Annotated in this window: 18 protein-coding genes; 13 read left to right on the top strand and 5 right to left on the bottom strand. The window is 39.9% G+C overall.

Annotated features, from left to right (window positions below):
• Positions 1-27 precede the first annotated feature (27 nt).
• Positions 28-834 (bottom strand): response regulator transcription factor, encoded by an 807-nt coding sequence (locus FLL46_RS21560; protein ID WP_142933597.1) that lies wholly within the window; start codon positions 832-834, stop codon positions 28-30.
• A 278-nt stretch (positions 835-1,112) separates the two neighbouring features.
• Between FLL46_RS21560 and FLL46_RS21555 the strand changes: the two genes are divergently transcribed.
• Both FLL46_RS21555 and FLL46_RS21550 read left to right on the top strand, forming a co-directional pair.
• Positions 1,113-2,576, top strand: a complete 1,464-nt coding sequence (locus FLL46_RS21555; protein WP_210418783.1) for a hypothetical protein — start codon at positions 1,113-1,115, stop codon at positions 2,574-2,576.
• Between the two features lie 135 nt (positions 2,577-2,711).
• Positions 2,712-3,356 carry a vWA domain-containing protein gene (locus tag FLL46_RS21550; protein WP_210418782.1) on the top strand — a complete coding sequence of 215 codons (645 nt, stop codon included), beginning with the start codon at positions 2,712-2,714 and terminating at the stop codon, positions 3,354-3,356.
• A 102-nt stretch (positions 3,357-3,458) separates the two neighbouring features.
• On the opposite strand, the gene FLL46_RS21545 is transcribed toward FLL46_RS21550, so the two are convergent.
• Positions 3,459-4,055 carry a LysE family translocator gene (locus tag FLL46_RS21545; protein ID WP_142933596.1) on the bottom strand — a complete coding sequence of 199 codons (597 nt, stop codon included), beginning with the start codon at positions 4,053-4,055 and terminating at the stop codon, positions 3,459-3,461.
• 30 nt (positions 4,056-4,085) lie between these two features.
• Positions 4,086-4,538 (bottom strand): DUF2000 domain-containing protein, encoded by a 453-nt coding sequence (locus tag FLL46_RS21540; RefSeq protein ID WP_246119375.1) that lies wholly within the window; start codon positions 4,536-4,538, stop codon positions 4,086-4,088.
• A gap of 1,029 nt (positions 4,539-5,567) precedes the next feature.
• Here FLL46_RS21540 and FLL46_RS21535 point away from each other — a divergent pair.
• From FLL46_RS21535 to FLL46_RS21485, 11 genes are all read left to right on the top strand, one after another.
• Positions 5,568-6,383, top strand: coding sequence for an iron-containing redox enzyme family protein (locus tag FLL46_RS21535; RefSeq protein WP_210418781.1), 816 nt, complete (start codon positions 5,568-5,570; stop codon positions 6,381-6,383).
• A gap of 8 nt (positions 6,384-6,391) precedes the next feature.
• Positions 6,392-7,621 (top strand): ATP-grasp domain-containing protein, encoded by a 1,230-nt coding sequence (locus tag FLL46_RS21530; protein ID WP_142933594.1) that lies wholly within the window; start codon positions 6,392-6,394, stop codon positions 7,619-7,621.
• A gap of 11 nt (positions 7,622-7,632) precedes the next feature.
• Positions 7,633-8,910, top strand: a complete 1,278-nt coding sequence (locus FLL46_RS21525) for an MFS transporter (protein ID WP_142933592.1) — start codon at positions 7,633-7,635, stop codon at positions 8,908-8,910.
• Positions 8,911-8,921: 11 nt separating this feature from the next.
• Positions 8,922-9,704 (top strand): 2OG-Fe(II)-dependent halogenase WelO5 family protein, encoded by a 783-nt coding sequence (locus FLL46_RS21520; protein ID WP_142933590.1) that lies wholly within the window; start codon positions 8,922-8,924, stop codon positions 9,702-9,704.
• 168 nt (positions 9,705-9,872) lie between these two features.
• A complete protein-coding gene (locus FLL46_RS21515) occupies positions 9,873-11,474 on the top strand; it encodes an ABC transporter substrate-binding protein (protein ID WP_142933588.1) in 1,602 nt (533 codons plus the stop codon).
• 112 nt (positions 11,475-11,586) lie between these two features.
• Positions 11,587-12,603, top strand: a complete 1,017-nt coding sequence (locus FLL46_RS21510) for an ABC transporter permease (protein ID WP_142933586.1) — start codon at positions 11,587-11,589, stop codon at positions 12,601-12,603.
• Position 12,604: 1 nt separating this feature from the next.
• On the top strand, positions 12,605-13,516 hold the full coding sequence (locus FLL46_RS21505; RefSeq protein ID WP_142933584.1) for an ABC transporter permease: 912 nt from the start codon (positions 12,605-12,607) through the stop codon (positions 13,514-13,516).
• Positions 13,513-14,484 carry an ABC transporter ATP-binding protein gene (locus FLL46_RS21500; RefSeq protein WP_142933582.1) on the top strand — a complete coding sequence of 324 codons (972 nt, stop codon included), beginning with the start codon at positions 13,513-13,515 and terminating at the stop codon, positions 14,482-14,484. The genes FLL46_RS21505 and FLL46_RS21500 overlap by 4 nt, the downstream gene beginning before the upstream one ends.
• Positions 14,485-14,486: 2 nt before the next feature.
• Complete coding sequence (locus FLL46_RS21495; protein ID WP_168204280.1) at positions 14,487-15,533, top strand: ABC transporter ATP-binding protein; 1,047 nt, start codon at positions 14,487-14,489, stop codon at positions 15,531-15,533.
• 36 nt (positions 15,534-15,569) lie between these two features.
• The gene (locus tag FLL46_RS21490; RefSeq protein WP_142933579.1) at positions 15,570-15,881 is read left to right on the top strand and encodes a 2Fe-2S iron-sulfur cluster-binding protein; all 312 of its coding nucleotides are present in this window, start codon (positions 15,570-15,572) and stop codon (positions 15,879-15,881) included.
• Between the two features lie 71 nt (positions 15,882-15,952).
• Positions 15,953-16,537: a nitroreductase family protein gene (locus FLL46_RS21485; RefSeq protein ID WP_142933577.1), complete on the top strand. Its 585-nt coding sequence runs from the start codon at positions 15,953-15,955 to the stop codon at positions 16,535-16,537.
• A 140-nt stretch (positions 16,538-16,677) separates the two neighbouring features.
• Here FLL46_RS21485 and FLL46_RS21480 read toward each other — a convergent pair whose 3' ends face one another.
• Both FLL46_RS21480 and FLL46_RS21475 read right to left on the bottom strand, forming a co-directional pair.
• Entirely contained in the window at positions 16,678-17,568 is an 891-nt protein-coding gene (locus FLL46_RS21480) for a LysR family transcriptional regulator (protein ID WP_142933575.1), read from the bottom strand.
• 339 nt (positions 17,569-17,907) lie between these two features.
• Positions 17,908-18,462 (bottom strand): thioredoxin family protein, encoded by a 555-nt coding sequence (locus FLL46_RS21475; RefSeq protein WP_142933573.1) that lies wholly within the window; start codon positions 18,460-18,462, stop codon positions 17,908-17,910.
• Positions 18,463-18,704 lie beyond the last annotated feature (242 nt).

The raw sequence follows: 18,704 nt of genomic DNA, 5'->3' as shown, positions 1-18,704 counted from the left end.
ATCAATTCCTCAAAAACTGATTACCCGCTACTTCACCCATAGGTAAGCGCCTTCGTCACCAAAGGTCACGATCCCTTTGCCATTTTTACAACGTTGCAGAAAGCTTGTTTGTTTTTTTAGTGACGCTTGTTCGAAAGAGTGACGCAGGGTTTTTATATGTTGACGATAATTAGCATAACTAAATTTATCAGAATCAAGTTTTTCAGCCATTTGAAATGTTGTTAACGGTCTCGGGGAAGACTCAACCAGAAATTTAAGAATTTTTCTCGGCGTAGGAGCCAGCGGGCGCTGATTATTAATCGGATTCATCAACCGCTCACCTTGCCAGTAAACATTCCAGGTAGTGAGATCAATAGTGAGTTCACCGCTTTTTATCATATCATTGTCAGGAGGACCGCTAGAGCCCATTTTATCCGATTCATTTTGAATAACTTTGTGCCTCAGTAGCGCTTTTATTCGCCAACAAAGGACCTTTTCTACGTTGAGTTGGTGTTTAGCAATAAAATCTTGCGCATCAGTTTGTTCAAATGCCTTTTCTTCTATTCCGGTTCCACTGTGTTCAGAAAGATAGATTACCGGTACTTGCGGCCATTTCTTTACCAGCAGTTTCGATACTGTAAATCCGGCATCGTCGTTGCCATTCATATTGGCGTCGAGAATAACGATATCTGGTGGCAACTTGCGTTGCTTTATTGCCTGGCAAGCAGATTCTACAAACTTGTGAACTTCAACCTGATTCGTATTTTCTTTGTCACCAAAATCAGCGGATTCGAGCACTGGTTTAAACTTATCAATCCAGTGAAACTGGTCTTCTACCCAGAATATTATCGCCATACTCAGCCAGGAATTAATTCAGTCAGGTTTGTGATTGATATCTAGTGTATCACCACAGGAAAGTTTAATCTTGAGATTGGTCTCAGAATTGATTACAACTCTCTTAAAATTATTATTGGTGGTTAATATTGCCATCAAAATCAGTCACTTGGCTATTTCTCACAGATTTTTCACCGGCGCAAGTCATACTCCAACTTCGAAATTAAATATGCTTTGAGTTAATGCGGCGACGGTTATCGCTAGCTGGCTTAAACCAATGAAATAGAGGAGATGTCATCATGACTAACGAGCTATTAACATTGTGGTCGGATAGTCCGGCTACTTCACTAGTAATTTGGGCGATTATCGCTATTGTCGTTTTTTACCTGGGTCGAAAACAGGCACATCAGGTCTTTAAGTCTTCAGGTGCGGCGGTTTACACCACCATGCGTATATGGGCGCTAACCCTCACCAAACTAGAAAATCGACTGGCGAACCGAAATCGCGAAATTCTGTTGGCCAATGGTGCTAAAGCTGCGGAAAAGTCGATTGAAAGAGAATTCACCCGAATCAGTAATATTGTTCAACGAGATTTATCAAAATATCCCGGGCTTCACAGGCAAATTGCGGAAGCTATCGAGAAAATTGAAGTTGATTACCAGAAATCTGCTCAGTCTGCGCCATTACCGCCTGCCTGGGGAGACGTGGTTGAGACTATCGCGAGTTTGCCGAGTTCTGGTGATCCCACGGTCAATAAAATTCTAACGAACATTAAAAAAGCGGTTGAAGAGTCTCATCAACAAACATTAAAAGCTTATAAAAAATCAGCCTCGGAAAGTCACCGTTTATTAGCTGGTATGCAACCGCATTGGCGTAGTATCGACGGTAAACTCGAACAGGTGAGCGAGAAAATTAAAGGGCTGGAAGAGTGTTCTAAGAATATTGATCAACAAATTGAACATTATTCTGAAATAATGGCAAACAAAGATGCGGCGGTTAGTTCTTTGGGATCATCTGCACTCACCCAGTTTTTTATTTCTGGTCTGGTATTGGTGATTGCGGCTTTAGGCGGTCTTATCAACTTTCAGTTAATAGCGATGCCAATGTCAGAAATGGTGGGTGGTTCAAGTTATATTGGAGATATGAAAACCTCAGATATTGCAGCGCTGGTGATTATACTGATTGAAATTGCGATGGGATTATTTCTATTTGAGTCTCTGCGAATTACCAATCTCTTTCCAATCATCAGCACCATGGACGACAAAATGAGGCGTCGAATGATGATTGTTACTTTCACCATTCTGACAATATTGGCGACGATAGAAGCATCACTTGCTTATATGCGAGATCTATTGGCCCTTGACCGCGAAGCTTTGCAACAGTCTTTAATAAGCACTGGAGTCACCGGCGGTGTCGTCGAAGCACAATTCCGTTGGATTCCGTCTATTGGTCAGATGATTATGGGATTTATTTTACCTTTCGCACTAGCTTTCATTGCGATACCACTTGAATCTTTTATTCACTCACTAAGAGTGGTTTTGGGAACAATTGGGATTGGTATATTGCGTGCGCTACGCGTGGTTATTCGAATGTTTGGCGGATTGGTAAAGCACTTAAGCAAAGTGATGATTCATCTATTTGATCTGATCATTATGATTCCTTTAAGTGTGGAGCAATTGATTAAACAGAAGACACAGGATGATACTGCAACTAAAAATGACAACGAAGCAATTCATTCGAAGCTGGATAAAACGATAGTATAAAGTTTTGTGTCGTAAACGAATAGATTAGTTAGCGATCAGATTAAACAAGAGAAATTAGTCGTAATTCCTGTTTATTTGATCGCTCACAAACTAGAAATAGAGGTAATACTCATGAAATATTTTTTAAGAAGTTGTATGAAAAGTTTAGCAGTTCTTGCTTCACTGCTGTTAGTGGCGTGTGGTAACACCAAACCTGATACTCGTGCGGTATATTTGCTGATTGATACTTCGGGCACTTATACAGCAGAGCTTCGAAAAGCGCAGGCGATTATTAATTATTTGTTGGCTACGCTTGAAAGTGGTGACTCAATAGCTGTCGCTCGAATCGATAGCGGTAGTTTTAGTGAAAAAGACATAGTAGCGAAAGCGACTTTTGATTTACGCCCGAGTACCGCCAACGATCAAAAACGATTATTTAAACAACAGATCGATAATTTTGTGGAAAACGTTAAATATGGTAGTCGCAATACCGACATTACCGGCGGTGTACTCCAAGCATCGGATTTTGTTAATGAGACCCAGGCCGGAGATAAATATGTGTTGATATTCTCTGATCTTGAAGAAGACCTGAAAAAAGGTCATGTTCGCGATTTTCCAATTGATGTTCAGGGAATAAAAGTAGTTGCGCTTAATGTCACTAAGTTGCGTAGCGACAATGTTGACCCTCGCGACTATAAACAGCGACTGGTTGATTGGCAAAGCCGCGTTGAACAAGGCGGTGGAGAGTGGCGTGTGCTTAACGATCTGGAGCGGTTAGAGCGTTTGATTGTGCGCCACTAAAGTTTAGTAATCGGTTTCCTTGACTCTCTCTTGATATAGAATATTTACATAAGAGAGAGTTTTAGTTATTTTATTTTTGGGGGACCGTTTCTCAAATTATTTTTACTGGAATAACTGCAGATAAAGTAAATAAATTGACGTGCCTATTAGCATTGTTCCCATGGCAATATTAAAAATTCTCAACCTCAACTCGCTATTAAGAACAATTGACACCCTATCTCCTAAAATTGCCCAAACGGCAAGAGATGCGTAGCAAACAATAAAGTACACTGTGACAAATGTAATCAATGTTAGGTGGGTATCCGGCGCTGAAAATAACGATACGCCTGAAACACAGGCAATCCAAGCCTTTGGGTTCATCCATTGCAACAGAAAGCCTTCATAAAACTTTGGAACATTCTGTTCACTAACTTTTAAATCAGGAAGTGATGACGCAATCTTGTAACCAATGTAAATAATAAATGCGGAACCGGCAACAGCAAGGTATTTCAAAAATGCAGGATAATTAGTTACGACTTGATATAAGCCGAATCCTATAAACAGTAATAACAAAGTAAAACCAATTGTGGCGCCTGAAACAAAAGGCATTGTTCGTCTAAAGCCGTTGTTAACACCTGAAGATATTATTATCATATTAACTGGCCCCGGAGAAATTGACATTGCCAGGGAAAATGCTGCCATTGCTATCAGTAAAGACATGAAATTGTTCCTTTATCTAAGTTTAGACGGTTACCTTAGCAACCCCAGACTACCGGTAAATTTATTTACAAGTTTTTTAGCGCCAAACAAACCGATACCAAAGTATTCCAGTTTTTCTTCTGGTGTTTGTATTAGTTGGTCAGCGTACTCCTCGTAGCTCTTAGTCGTTTTTGTCGCTCCGATCAGGTCGACGACGAACAGGTCTGGTTCAAATTCTTTGAGTTGAGGTCTTATTTTTTTTAAAAGGCGCCCATCTCCCTTCAAAATGGGAATTGCTCTTGTGGTAATTCCTGCTCGAATAAAACCGTCATTATCCGCCAATTCAAAGCCAACCAGATCTGGATAGCTTTTGCCGATACTCATAGAGAGTATGGCAGCGGTATTGGCTATTACACCTAACGGCAAGTTTTCATCGATAACTAATACGCACTTATTTTCCGGTGCTATTTCTTCTTTCATCGTGTTACCTAGTTTCTGTTCCATTAGTAAGCCACCTGTTTTTCCGTGCTAGCGCCAGATAATAAGGTGCTTAAATGCTGAGTGGAAAGTAAGGCTCAATTTACAGCGAAAGCGTAGTTTTGATAACAGAAAATAGCTGAATTGTATTGTTTAGGTATCTACGGGATTGAGTTGTTAGTTATAAAACAATGAACGGAAAGTTAGTTATTTGAGCGTGAGAACTTGCTGTTTCGTTCTCGCCAGGAGATTTTTTTGAATAAAAATATGCTGCATTTCTTCTTAGATCGACAACGAAAGGTACAACGCTTTCCAAGTGTTGAAAAATTTGTATGAGTTGAAAAGCCTATTCAATTTTATCGTTCCTCAGTAAAAATACAAAATTAAACTTAGTATCTTTTTTTAGGTGAAAATATTGAATTTGTTTTTTTTGTTTTTTGAAGCGTTCAGACAGGTTGAAGATTGAACTGTTAAGGTTGGCTAAATAATAATTATTTTTTTGTTTGAATGCTTGTGAACTTTTTTTGATGCATGGTTTTTTATTTCATAGTCCTGTAATAATTAGCCTCTTGTTCACGACTTGCGTACGCCCTTTTTTTGACTGGGTTGCTTCTGTATTTTTTTTCTGAACAATATATTTAGATATTTTTGTGATTATCAAAAAACATTTTTGCCTGTAGATTAATGTGCAGCTTGATTCTGATTCTGTTTTTGAAAATGAATTAAGTTTTATTATGGGAGGCAGCAATTTGTTTTAGTTAAGAGCGGTTCGGTAGTTCTTTTCTGAACGAATAGTTGTTTAGAAATGTTTATCCTTGATTTTGAAAGCTATTGGTTGCGCTAGCAACTAATAGCTCTTTTTTTCTGGTTGTTTTAATCGTGAGTTTCCGATGTAAAAGTTGCTGTTGATTAAAGTCAATTATGGACTGTTGTTACTATGGAAGTTGTTTTTACGATTTAAGTCAATTCAAAAATACTGTCAATTGTTCAAAGTTAAACATTATTTCAATGTTAAACCATGTTTCAATCTAGGATTCTTTAGAAAGGGGAATTGTTGTGGAAAACGTAGAAGCAAGTAAAGAAATGAACAATAATAACAAAGAGAAAAAAGAAAATATTCGCTATTTGATTCCGGAAAGTGAATATGACTATGATCACCCAGAAGTCATTCGATGGACAAAATATTTCACTGAAAAAGCACAAAAAAGAAATGTCTTCATCAATATCCGTGCAACGCTTGAGAACCAGAGAACCTGTAGTAATCGTTCAATGATTGCTGCACAAACTATGGCAAGTGCATGGTATGACTTCACATGTTACGTACCTGTCTTCATCACAAAAGCGGTGACAATGACTGATGACCCTGAAAGGCAGCATCATTTAATTCAAATTGCTTACGATGAGCTAGGTGGGCGGGATAAAAACTTTATCCACTCAAACTTGTTTTTAGAAGCCATCGAAGAGATTGGTGTGAACAGAGTGGATGGTCCTTCAACTTCATCAATTAAAGAAATTCTTGATGTATTAGATAAAACACTAGTCAACACTAAGAGCCAGGCAGGTATTGTTGGTCTGTTGCTGAGTTTTGAAATAATCGCAGAAGAAAACATCGAAATGCTATTTGATTGTTTATGTCACGATGAGTCAAGCTCAGAAATACTCTCTAAAAGCCCGTTCTTTAAAATTCATCGAGCTGATGAAACTGAGCACATTCGTCACTCGGTTGCTAACTTCCTTCGGTTTTGCAACACCGATGATGATCGAGGAGAGTTTGAAGAATCTTTTGACGCAGGTATCGATTATTGGCACCGATTCTGGGATCAAAATGCACGTTTAATCAACATCGCATCTAGCATGAAAGCGTCTGCGTGAGGTTAAACATGAAAACAATCGTATTTATTGAAACCAATTTCAGCGGTCTTGACACGTTTAAATATTGTAGCGAAAGAGGTTATAAGTCGGTACTGATAACAGATAGCTTTGATCGTTTTAAACATTGGTTTCCTGAGTCTTGTTTGTACAAACTTGAACACGCCGACCAAGTGATCGAAGTGAAAAATTCTGATGATATTGACGAGTTGACCAAGGCAATTGAAACCGAAGTTGGCCAAGTTGATGCGGTGTTGACTTTTGCGGAAATCAGAACCAAGGTCACTGCGACCTTGGCACAAAGGCTTGGATTAGCAGGGTCGAACATAGAAGCGATCAATATTGCACAAGATAAGTTTCGTTTTCGTAAAGTTATTGAAGAGAAAGGCGTTGAGAAGGTCAGTTGTATTAAGGTTTCTGCGATCACTGAGTTAGTCGATATCAAAGATACCTTAAGTTATCCGTGTTTTTTAAAGCCGGTTCAGGGGCATTCTAGTCTGGGAGCAACGGTATGCAACAGTCAAGACGATGTGAATGATATTGTTGCAAAGTTCAGTCAGATTGACGAAGAGTGGATATCCTCAGCGTTTGTTGTTGAGGACTTCTTACAGGGTGACCTGGTTAGCGTTGAAATACTAACAACTTCTGAAGGTCACCATCAGGTTGTCGGCGTTTCGGACAGAGATGTCATAAAAGATAGCGTTGAAACGGGGGCTTCATTTCCTCTGGACAATGACATTCGCGAAATTGTTGAGAAAAAAGCATGTGATGCACTTGATGCAATTGGCTATGACTTTGGTCCAAGTCATGTCGAGTTAATTCTTACCCAACAAGGTCCACGATTAGTAGAAGTTAACAGCAGGGTTGGTGGTAGTGGACACTCGGTCATGATGGATCTTGCGACTTCTCGGTCAATCGTTGGCGATTGTGTTGAACTTTGTCTGGGTAACATAAAAGAAGAAGGCCGTTTATACCCGCACGTTAAAGGCGCCGCATGGAAATGTTTTGTCAGCGATTCGGCAGGTACTATCGACAAGATGCCGTCTGTTGATGAAATCAAAGCACTAGAAGGAGTTGAGGAAGTTTGGTTACACCATGGTGTCGGTGAAAAAATTGAGTCAATTGATTCGAATTTTAGCTGGATACTACAAGTGATGTGTACCGGTAAAAATCAATTCGATGCTAAAAATAATGCGGCATCAGCGGTTAATTTCGTGGCGGATAACACAGTTATTCAATAGGGGAAGAAGAAGTGATCCAGTTAAATAAAGGGCGAATAAATTTACTGTTAAGCACCGCTGCATTCACAATATCGTCTGCAGGTTCAGTCTTACTACATATCGTTTTTGCCATGGCAATATACAAGGAAACAGGCTCTGGTTTATTAACCTCATTGTTTGTTTCTTTACAGTGGTTACCGATGTTGATCGTGATATTGTACCGAAGTGATTGGGACCACGGAATGGAGCCTCGAAAGCGTTGGTATTTGCTCGATTTCGGGTGTGCAGTATTAACATTGCCAATTTTGTTTTTTACTTCGGATCACGCTTATCTTCCCATTGTTGTTTTATTACTGTTGCGCGGAATCATCGAGCAAGTTAATAGAATTAATAAAACCGTGGCGGCGCGAACGTTGTTTCCCGCCGATAAAGTCACTCACTATGCGTCATTTATGCAAACGGGATATCATTTGGGAATTGGTATCGCGGCTGTTTTGGGCATCTTTCTGGCGAGTAGACTCGAGTTATCATTAGTTGTATTAATTGATGCGGTGACGTTTGTAATAGCTGCGGTGTTAATCTTGATTACTTACAATCTAGCACCGCAATCAGAGTCAGAGAAGGAAGCGACTCCAAGACGAAAGGTTTCAGAAAGAGTCAAAGAATATGTCGATGCCTTAAGCTCAAATAAAAAGCTATTTTTTTGCGCAATTCTTCCGCCGATTACCGCCACTTTTTTTCAAGGCACTTATAGCGTATTGCAACCAATCTATCCGATTGAAGGATTAAAGTTGGATGCATCAGCTGTTTCCGCATCTTATGTGTTGGCAAGTTTGGCGATTGTCGCAGGGTCTTCTGCATTCTCACTGTTTTGCAAACAAACGAAATTGTTTGAAAGAGACTTTCGAATGACTCGACACTTAACGATCGCGCTTTCAATTGTTGCCTTCACTGTTTACGTTTTGAGTGTATGGATCAAAATACCGATTTTTGCTGCAGTCTTTTTTACCGCCATGGTATTCATCTTTGAATTTATATGGATGATGGGATATTCAGGCATTGTGACTTTTGCGCCTAAAGGGCAGCTAGGTTCAATTTTTGGAATATCTTTTTCAATAGGTTGTTTGCTTGCCAGCGTTATTGCAACAATTTTAGGTGGTCTACTCGACTATTTCGGAAACGACTTTGTTAAAACAACGCTTCTTTTCATGTCGGCATACCTTTTAATAATTTTTGCTTCAAATGCGATATACAAACGGCTTTATCAATCATCTTCATCTGATTTAAGCCAAAAAGTATTCGCTGAATAGGGGATAGAAAAATGGGAAACTGGATTAAAAACGAATTATGTGAACTTAACGAAGAAAACCTCAACTTACTGTTTGATTTCAAGATTCCCGGGATCATTGTTGAGAATTTCTTATCGAAAGAAATTTGTGAAGTCGTTGCTGAACGGCTGAAGGCTGAAAGCTTTGCTGGTTATGAACACTTGAAAGATATCCCGGTTAATCATATTGGGGTTTGTCATAACCAGTGGGCTCACGATCCCAAGTCTGTTTATTTTGAGAAAATTCGAGCGGCTCGAAAGACCGTTCAGGATATGTATCGGGGATTAGATATTGACCCTGTTCAAATGGTTATTGAAGCAATAGAGAAAAAAGCGAATAGAGCATCAGGTCTATTTTATGAGCCGAAATTCGGAGAGTATTTTGCCGGCGCCTTTCGAAGTTTTAAAGGGCATGGAAAACTTCACGCCGATCACGCTCCCAGTCACATCAAGCAAGATTGGGCGGTGACTGAAATCACCAGGCAGCTAACCTGGAATATTTACTATTGTGTCAACGAAATCGATGGTGAGCTGATTATATATGACACCATCCACACCGATGAAAACGATAAGATGAAGGTACCCGGAGACTACTACTTTCCTTATGAAGTGTTAGAGCGGGAAGACCACTTGAAAACAAGCCCTAAAGTTGGCGATCTTATTATATTTAATACTCAGAATTTTCATGAGATTTTAGGTAGAAAAGATCAGAGTCGAATTTCTCAGACGTCATTTATGGGCCTTCAGAAAGACGGTAGTTTAAATCTTTGGTCATAAATTAATGATCTTAAACTGGGTTCTTAAATTTGTGTTCGTAGATTAGTCATCTTAAATTAAACGCGAGTTTTCTCAGTCGTTATTATTAATAATATCTGCCTCTCACTCGTAGCTGAGTTGACAGGCGGCGCTGATAAATCTCGTTAAATAGGAAATTATTGGTAAAAAATGAAACTTTCAAATAAATTTATTCAAATATTTTTAGCCGGTTTGCTAACAAGCCCGATTGCTTACGCTAGTGAGAATATTGTCTATTGTTCAGAAGGTAGTCCTGAGTCATTCAATCCTCAGAAAATACTATCTGGCACTGGAAGAAATGCCACATCTTTAACAATTTATAATCGGCTACTAGAGTTCGAGCCTGGTACAACTAATGTCATTCCCTCATTGGCAACCAGCTGGGATATTTCAGGTGATAAAACTGAGTACACGTTTAAGCTCAGAAAAGGCGTTCAATTTCATCAGACTGCTTATTTTAAACCGACCCGAGAATTCAATGCTGACGATGTGATTTTCTCGATTAATCGACAACTCGATTTGAAGCATCCATATCATTTAGTTGGCGGTGGTGCCTATCAGTATTTTCAGGGAATGGGCATGCATAACCTGATTGAATCCGTTGAGAAAGTTGATAACTACACCGTTAAGATAAAATTGAATAAACCGGAAGCGCCTTTTATTTCAAATATGGCGATGCCATTTATGTCGATACTTTCTGAAGAGTATGCTGCGCAACTTGCAAATCTCGGCCGAAAGGAAAATATCGATACATTGCCTGTTGGTACCGGGCCTTTCAAATATCGACGATATTTAAAGGACAGTGTTATACGCTACAACGCTCATGCGAGCTACTGGCAGGGTAAAACAGCTATCGATAACCTAATTTTTTCAATCACGCCGGATGCGAGTGTCAGGTATCAAAAATTGAAGAAGGGCGAGTGCGATATTGCCGTCTATCCGTCACCGGCAGATATAGCTTCAATCCAGAAAAATGAGAAGCTAGAACTGCGCGAGTTAGATGGCCTCAATATTGGCTATTTGGCTATGAACACAGAGAAGCCACCATTTAATAATTTGTCAGTAAGGCGTGCTATCGCTCACGCACTTGATAAGCAGTCATACATCAACGCGATTTATTTAGGAAAGGCTAAACCTGCTATCAATCCGTACCCTTCGACAGTATGGTCGTATCATGAGGACATTGATACCTATGAGTATAATCCACAAAAAGCCAGACAGTTATTGAAAGAAGCGGGTTTCGATAAAGGGTTTAAAACGACTTTGTGGACACTACCGGTGAGTCGACCATTTAACCCTAACGGGCGAAAAATGGGAGAGTTAATGCAACAAGATCTTGCGAAAGTTGGTATTGAAGTTGAACTGGTTACCTATGACTGGGGAACATACCTTGATAAGGTAAAACGGGGTGAACATGATATCGTTCAGCTCGGTTGGACTGGGGATAACGGTGACCCTGATAACTTTTTATACACGTTATTTAGTTGTGATTCCGTTGATCGAGGTTCAAATAATTCACGCTATTGTCAAAAATCATTTGATAGTTTAATTAAAACGGCTCGTTCCGAAAGTGATAGGAAAAAAAGAGAAGCGCTGTATCAAAAAGCATTGCAAATATTTAGTCACGATGTGCCCGTTATTCCGATTGCCCATGCGAAAGTTTACCGCGCTTTAAGAAACACGGTATCGGGGTATATTATGGACCCGTTTGACGTTGATCATTTTTATAATCTAGAAGTGATTAATAAGTAGCGCTCTATTTTTATAGGCAGAGGGGAAAGAGGCTATATTGTTTTCCCTTGTCTGCTCATGTCAAAGGTATTATTTCTCATTCATTAACTACCATCATTAAATAGCAGCACTTATGAACGGAATAAAGCATACCGTTGGAATAATGATAACGGTTATCTGTATCACCATATTAGCTTTTGGATTAATTCGGTTAACGCCGGGTGATCCTGTCTTATTGATGATCGGAGAAAGAGGGTCTGATCCCATTCAGTATCAAAAAGTCGCGACACAACTGGGACTGGATAAATCAATTACAGAGCAATACCAGAACTTCTTATCCCAGGCGGTTCAAGGAAATTTTGGTACTTCAGTGGTATCTTCCAGGCCGGTTAAAGAAGAACTACTCGCGCGATGGCCTGCGACAATCGAACTGGGGTTATTCGCCATGTTATTGTCTTTGTTGATTGGTATTCCGGCGGGAATTATTGCTGCTGTTTATCGGCGACGTATTGCTGATTATGTGGTGACAATTTCTTCGTTGGTCGGTTATTCAATGCCGATCTTCTGGTGGGGACTGGTGCTTATTTTAATATTTTCAGTCACGTTAGATTTAACACCTGTATCAGGGCGTTTAGATATTCTCTACGATATAGAGCCTCATACCGGATTTATGTTGATTGATTCGTTATTAAGTAACGCGCGAGAAGAATACCAGCTCGATGCTTTTGCCAGCGCATTACACCATTTATTGTTACCCGGAATTGTAATGGCAACTGTTCCTATTGCGGTTTTTGCAAGGATTACTCGTTCCAGTATGCTTGAGGTGCTATCAGAAGATTATATTCGCACAGCAAGAGCAAAAGGATTATCTGAGTTCAGGGTGATTATGTTTCATGCGTTTCGCAATGCTTTAATTCCGATTATTACAATTGGTGGATTATTTTTTGTCAGCACTGTGGTTGCTGGCGCCATTCTTACCGAAACCATCTTCGGTTGGCCTGGAATTGGAAATTATATTGTGAGCAGTGTTTATGCGCGAGACTATCCGGTTATCCAAGCGTGCATTCTTGTCATTGGTATGTTGGTAATCATCGTCAATATGACAACTGAATATTTATACCGACTTGTTAACCCAAGAATGAGGCATTGATATGTCTGACTTTTCTTCGCAAACACAGCCCGCTCATTTTTCTGGTAATCAAAAGTTTTTAACAAAAGTTAAACTGCTTTTTTTTCGCAATAATCCTATTGCAAATTTCGCGCTTGTCATCATTTTATTGTTGTTGGCCATCGGTTATATCGTGCCAATAATTTTAAATTTAGATCCCTTTGGTACATCAAGTGAGTTGTTATTGTCGCCAGGGACAATGTCGAGCAACGAAGTTTACTATTTGTTGGGCACAGATGATCTTGGTAGAGACCTGTTTTCGCGGCTGGTAATTGGCGCCAGAAGTTCCCTCAACATTGGTTTCTTTATCGTATTGGTGTCGGCATTTGTCGGCACATCAATGGGACTGGTTGCCGGCGTTTATGGCGGCGCAATCGATGCTTTTATTATGCGACTCACTGATGTGATTATGTCGCTCCCAAGTATTTTATTAGCGATTGTCATTGTTGCGGTATTGGGTGGTGGTTTGGTTAACGCGGTTATTGCCGTGATTATCGTTTCTATGCCACGCTACATTCGCGTTGTTCGTTCCGTGGCTATGTCTGAAATGAAAAAGCAGTATGTGGTTGCTGCACAATCATTCGGAATAAAGCGGTTTAGAATTTTATGGTCAGAAATTTTACCGAATTGTCGCGCGCCGGTGATTGTTCAATCGACATTAGGCTTCAGTGAAGCTGTGCTAGATATTGCGGCCCTCGGGTTTCTTGGTTTAGGTGCCAGACCTCCGGCTGCGGACTGGGGAGCAATGCTTGCTGATGCGCGAACTTATATCGAATCAGCGCCCTACCTGGTGGTTTTGCCCGGTGTCTGCATTTTGATAACGGTGTTGTGTTTTAACATTGTTGGTGACGCGTTAAGGGATCGGTTTGACCCGAAATTAGGTGATTCAAAATGATTCTTTCGATTAAGAATTTAAACATTGGTTTTTACGATAACCAGGTTTACAAGCCAGCTATTCGAAATTTGAGTTTTGAGTTGGCGGCGGGTGAAGTTCTCGGGGTTGTTGGTGAATCTGGCTGTGGAAAAAGTATCACTAACTACGCACTGATGGGACTGCTGCCGAGCAATGCCCTGGTGACTGCTGATAGATTAGAGTTATGCGGTAAGAAATTACTTGAACTCAATAAAAAACAGTGGCGAGATTTTCGTGGCAATGATGTCGCGATGATATTTCAAGATCCGATGAATGCATTAAATCCAACCATCACGATTGAAAAGCAGCTGGTTGAAATGTTGAGCAAAATGCAAAAAGGAAAAAGTGGAAAAGAATACCGCCAGATGGCACTGAAGTTATTGGACAAGGTTGGAATTCCCGCTGCGCATTTACGTCTTAAAAATTATCCTTATGAGTTGTCAGGCGGAATGGCGCAGCGAGTCGTTATTGCTATGGCGCTTGCGTGCAAACCATCAATTTTAATCGCAGATGAACCAACCACAGCGCTTGATGTGACCATTCAGGCACAGATACTTAACTTGCTCGATCAAATCAGAATTGACTCCAATATGGCCGTTATTATTGTTTCCCATGATATTGGTATCATCAGCGAGTACGCTGATCGAATTCAAGTGATGTATTCGGGAGAAGTAGTTGAGTCGGGAACGGCCAGACAAGTTACAACTAATCCTTATCATCCCTACACTAAGGGGCTTCTGGAGTCTTTACCGGGGCAAGGCGATAAAGTGCCTAAGTCAGATCTTAACACCATTCCTGGTGTAGTCATTCCCATTGAACGGCAAGTTGAAGGTTGTCGCTATGTCGAGCGCTGCCCAAATGCACAAGATATTTGCCACACAACGCCGCCAGAACTTATTCAAATATCAAACAATCTCAGCGATTTAAGTCGATGCCACTTGAGAGGTTAGTTGTGCAAAATCAAAAGCTCATGAACATTGAAGGAATTGGTAAAAACTACCGAGTATCAAAGTCTTTTTTCGGTTCGGAAGAAATTGCTGCATTAGACAATGTATCCCTGGAATTGTTTATGGGAAAAACACTGGCAATTGTTGGTGAGTCAGGAAGCGGTAAAACAACATTGGCTAAAATTATCATGCGCCTGGAGAATTCTTCTGCTGGCAGTGTTTCTTTGATTAACAAAGCAAAGGAAATAACCAATATTGAGCAAATACCGAAAGCACAATTTTATTCTAAAATTCAAATGGTTTTTCAAGATCCATTTTCCTCTTTAAATCCGAGAAAAAAAATCTGGCAGATTATTGTTGCGCCACTGGTTAATTGTAAAACACTAACTCGAGAGGAAAGTAAGGATGTTGCTGCAAAGTATCTGGAAATGGTCGGTTTAAGCGCAAGTTTTCTCGACTGTTATCCGCACACTTTAAGCGGCGGCCAACGTCAGCGAGTTGGTATCGCACGAGCGTTGGTTCTTCAACCCGAAATATTAATTTTAGACGAACCTTTATCTGCATTAGACGTTTCAATTCAAGCACAAATTATTAATTTATTGCTCAAATTACAGCGCGAATTAGGACTGACCTATCTTTTTATTTCTCATGATTTATCCGTTGTAAAACACTTCTCTGATTATGTGGCAGTTCTTTATGCGGGGCAATTGGTGGAGTATGGCGGTGCTATCGATGTTATTGATAATCCAATGCATCCATACACAAAAGCATTAGTTGAGAGTAGTTTTAGCTTTAAAAATTATCGAGGAAAGAATGTAGAGATAAGAAATGACGAAAATATGGAAACTGAACGTCATGAAAAAAAGTGGAAAAAGCAAGCCGTTGAGGGAGAAATCGAGGTTTCCAAACTGCGCTCCAGTCATTGTAACTTTGCCTCGCGGTGCGAATCTTCCACCGATGCTTGCTATCAAAGAAAACCTGACTATTTAGAAATAAACGTTCGTGAAAACCTAAGGGAAAGGAAGAGAAATATTGCTTGTCTACATGTTTAACCAATTTTTTGCTTTAAAGAGGAGAGTGAGCAAGAAATGACTACTCAGTATTTTATTTTGACAGTCCAGTTTAATGGAAAAAGTTATACCGGCCGAGGTTGTCCTAACAAAACCTTGCTGGAAAACATTGAAGATATGTCGTTGCCAATACGAAGTTCGTGCAGGCGAGGGCGATGTGGTTCTTGTCGCGTTCAGTTGGTTAATGGTGAGCTCGATTCCGATAAGTTTTCAATTGAAGATGGAGAACTTCTTTCTTGTACAACTTATATAACTCAAGACACAGAAGTGGCCGTATCCTACGGACAAAAAATAACAAGACGTAGAAAAGTAGTAGCCGAGCTGGCCTAAGATAAATTGTTAGTTATCACTTTGTACAGAAACAATTTGATGACTGGTAGCACCTTATTTGGAGAGTATTGATGAGATTAGTTCGTTCTATTTTAGCTAGAAAGTCGCAGCCACTGGTTGAGGGTGAGATCTCGATCGAAGACCTACACACCATTTTTAGTTGTGCTTTGACCGCACCTGATCACAAGCGTCTGAAGCCCTGGCGTTTTATAGTTTGTGGCCCACAACAAAAAGCGTATTTTAAGGAAATGATCACTTTATCATTGAGGGAGAGTAATGGCGAGGTCAATGAAATAACAATGAAAAAGATAGATCGAAAATTGAATTCTGCGCCCTACATTATAATTTGCATCGCCGAGCTTAATAAGCAGACATCGGTTCCAGAGGTAGAGCAAGTTTTGTCGACAGGGGCGTCAATCCAAAATATGATAATTGCTGCCGAATCAATGGGCTTTTGTTGTTTTTGGCGTACAGGAGATTGGGCATACAATCCAATTTTACACAAAAAACTGGCGTTAAGTGAAAACGCCATTATTGCTGGTTTTTTAGGACTAGGAGAGAAAATAAGCAATCAAAATGGCGCCAAAAATAACCAACGGCCAAGTGTCAGCGAGCATTTTTCTTACTTGAAAACGGGCGAAGCATTTGAAGCCTAACGGTTGTATTTTATTGCTGACTTCACAGATTTCCGCTGAAGTCTCAAATTGCTTTCGATACAGTTTTTTCGCCACTGAATTTTAAAAACTATTACAATAAGACTATCAAATGATAGAACTACGCACGATAAAAGCTCAGATTAAGTGCAACTATCACTCTCCGGTGAAACTGATTGAATAAAATCATAGATCAAACTATTGGTTGGCACATTGGATGGCCAGACAGCATAAACTTTTAGAGAGTCAACGGACCAGTCTGGCAAAAGCTCGACTACTTTGTTATTCGCTAAGTCGTCGTTTGCTAAAAAGTCAGGTGGCACAGCAATACCTGAGCCTAATTTAGCCAAACGATAAGCAGCATCAATGTTGTCAACAAACGTCTTCGGCGAATATTTTATTTCGATCTTGTCACCTTCAGCATTGGTGAAAGTGCGAGTGCTTGCTCGCATTGTTAGTCCAATCCAGGGAAATTCCTGTAGATCTTTAGGATGAGTGATTGGCGGATATTTATCCAGTAGCTCATTGCTCGCAACAACTTTTCGGTTGAAAGAAAAAACGCGTTTTGCCTTTAAGGTGCTATCCGGCATATCACCAATTCTAAGTGCAATGTCAATGCCGTTAGCGATAATATCGTTTCTGATATCGCTATAGAGTAAGCTTAAATTAACATTGGGGTTGTTGTCGATAAATGCAGCAATTTTCTGCATAAATTCACTGTGAATAAAGAGTGCTGGTACTGAAACTTTTAAATTGTGACAGGATGTTTTGTCAGAGCGTTTAAAGTCGTAGATGCCATTTTCATATAAAGACATGATATCTTTTGCAACTTCAAACACTTTCTCACCATCGGATGTGAGGGAAAGTTTACGAGTGTTGCGATAGAGTAACGCGACGCCTAAATTCTCTTCCAGTCGAGAGACATATGCACTCACAGAGGCTGTTGACAAGCTCAACGAACTTGCGCCTGCGCGAAAAGATCCTTTCTCGACAACTTTTGCAAAAACTATGAGATACCTTACATCTTCTATCACGTTATTAACCCGTTACTTCTAACCAAATCTAAACGCTTTACTAACCATTTAGTAAAGACTAGATTTGTGTTTGAGATTGCTATGGAATTAACGCTCATTCTAACCTTATGTAAGGAATGGAACCAAGAAATATAACACAAACTAGATATGGGTATAGATCCCTGCTAATCGTTAATTGGAATAAGTGATATAAAGACTTTTGCCTTAAAAATAAGGTCCAAATTTTTTAAAAAAATATCTCTCAGGGAGAATTGTTAAGTTTAAAAACACCTGTAGTTTTATTAAAAAAGTTTTTTCATTATCATCGTTTGGTACTAATGTCATTTTTGCGAAGCGTATTTATTTCCATTTAATGTTGCAACCAATGCTCGGTTTTTGTTCATCAGAAATAGGCATTCCCGCTAACAGATTTTCAATTGCTTGTCGTATATCTTTCCCCGTTACCGGAATATTATTTCCCGGCCGAGAATCATCAAATTGTCCACGGTAAACGCAAGCCAGTTTATCATCAAACAAAAACAGATCAGGCGTGCAAGCGGCCTGGTATGCTTTTGCAACGGATTGAGTTTCATCATAAAGGTAGGGAAATTTAAATCCTGATTCAGCTGCTTTTTGTGCCATATGTTGAGGACCGTCTTGCGGGTGCGATTCAACACTATTTGAGCTAATGGCAATGATAGATAAGCCACTATTCGCGTAGTCTTCACCTAGACTGGCTAGGGCTTTCTCGATATGAATGACAAAAGGACAGTGATTACAAATAAACATAATCAATGTTCCTTGTTTTCCTCGCAGCTGTTCAAGCTTCTCCAGCTTGCCGTTGACAACATTTAGCAGGTTGAAATCGGGGGCAATACTGCCTAATGGCATCATGTTCGACGGAGTTAGTGACATTTTGAGCCTTTCCTTTTTTGAGAAATTGAATAGTATGAATTGAGTCAGTCCTATTATAGCGTTGCTTTACTGATTAGGTGGGCAACTGATTAGTTCCTGTTTATTATTGAGAGCTGGCGCTGCCTTTCAACGAATGATTTGAATGAGTTTTGCTGTTATTTACGACAGTTTTCGTTGTTAAGTCTGGTTTATCTGCTCTCGGGCTCGAAATCATTTTCTTATTATGGCAAACTTTGTGTCCA

The organism is Aliikangiella coralliicola, from assembly GCF_007004725.1.
In the GTDB taxonomy this organism is placed as follows: domain Bacteria; phylum Pseudomonadota; class Gammaproteobacteria; order Enterobacterales; family Kangiellaceae; genus Aliikangiella; species Aliikangiella coralliicola.
This window is presented reverse-complemented; position numbering and strand designations above follow the sequence as displayed.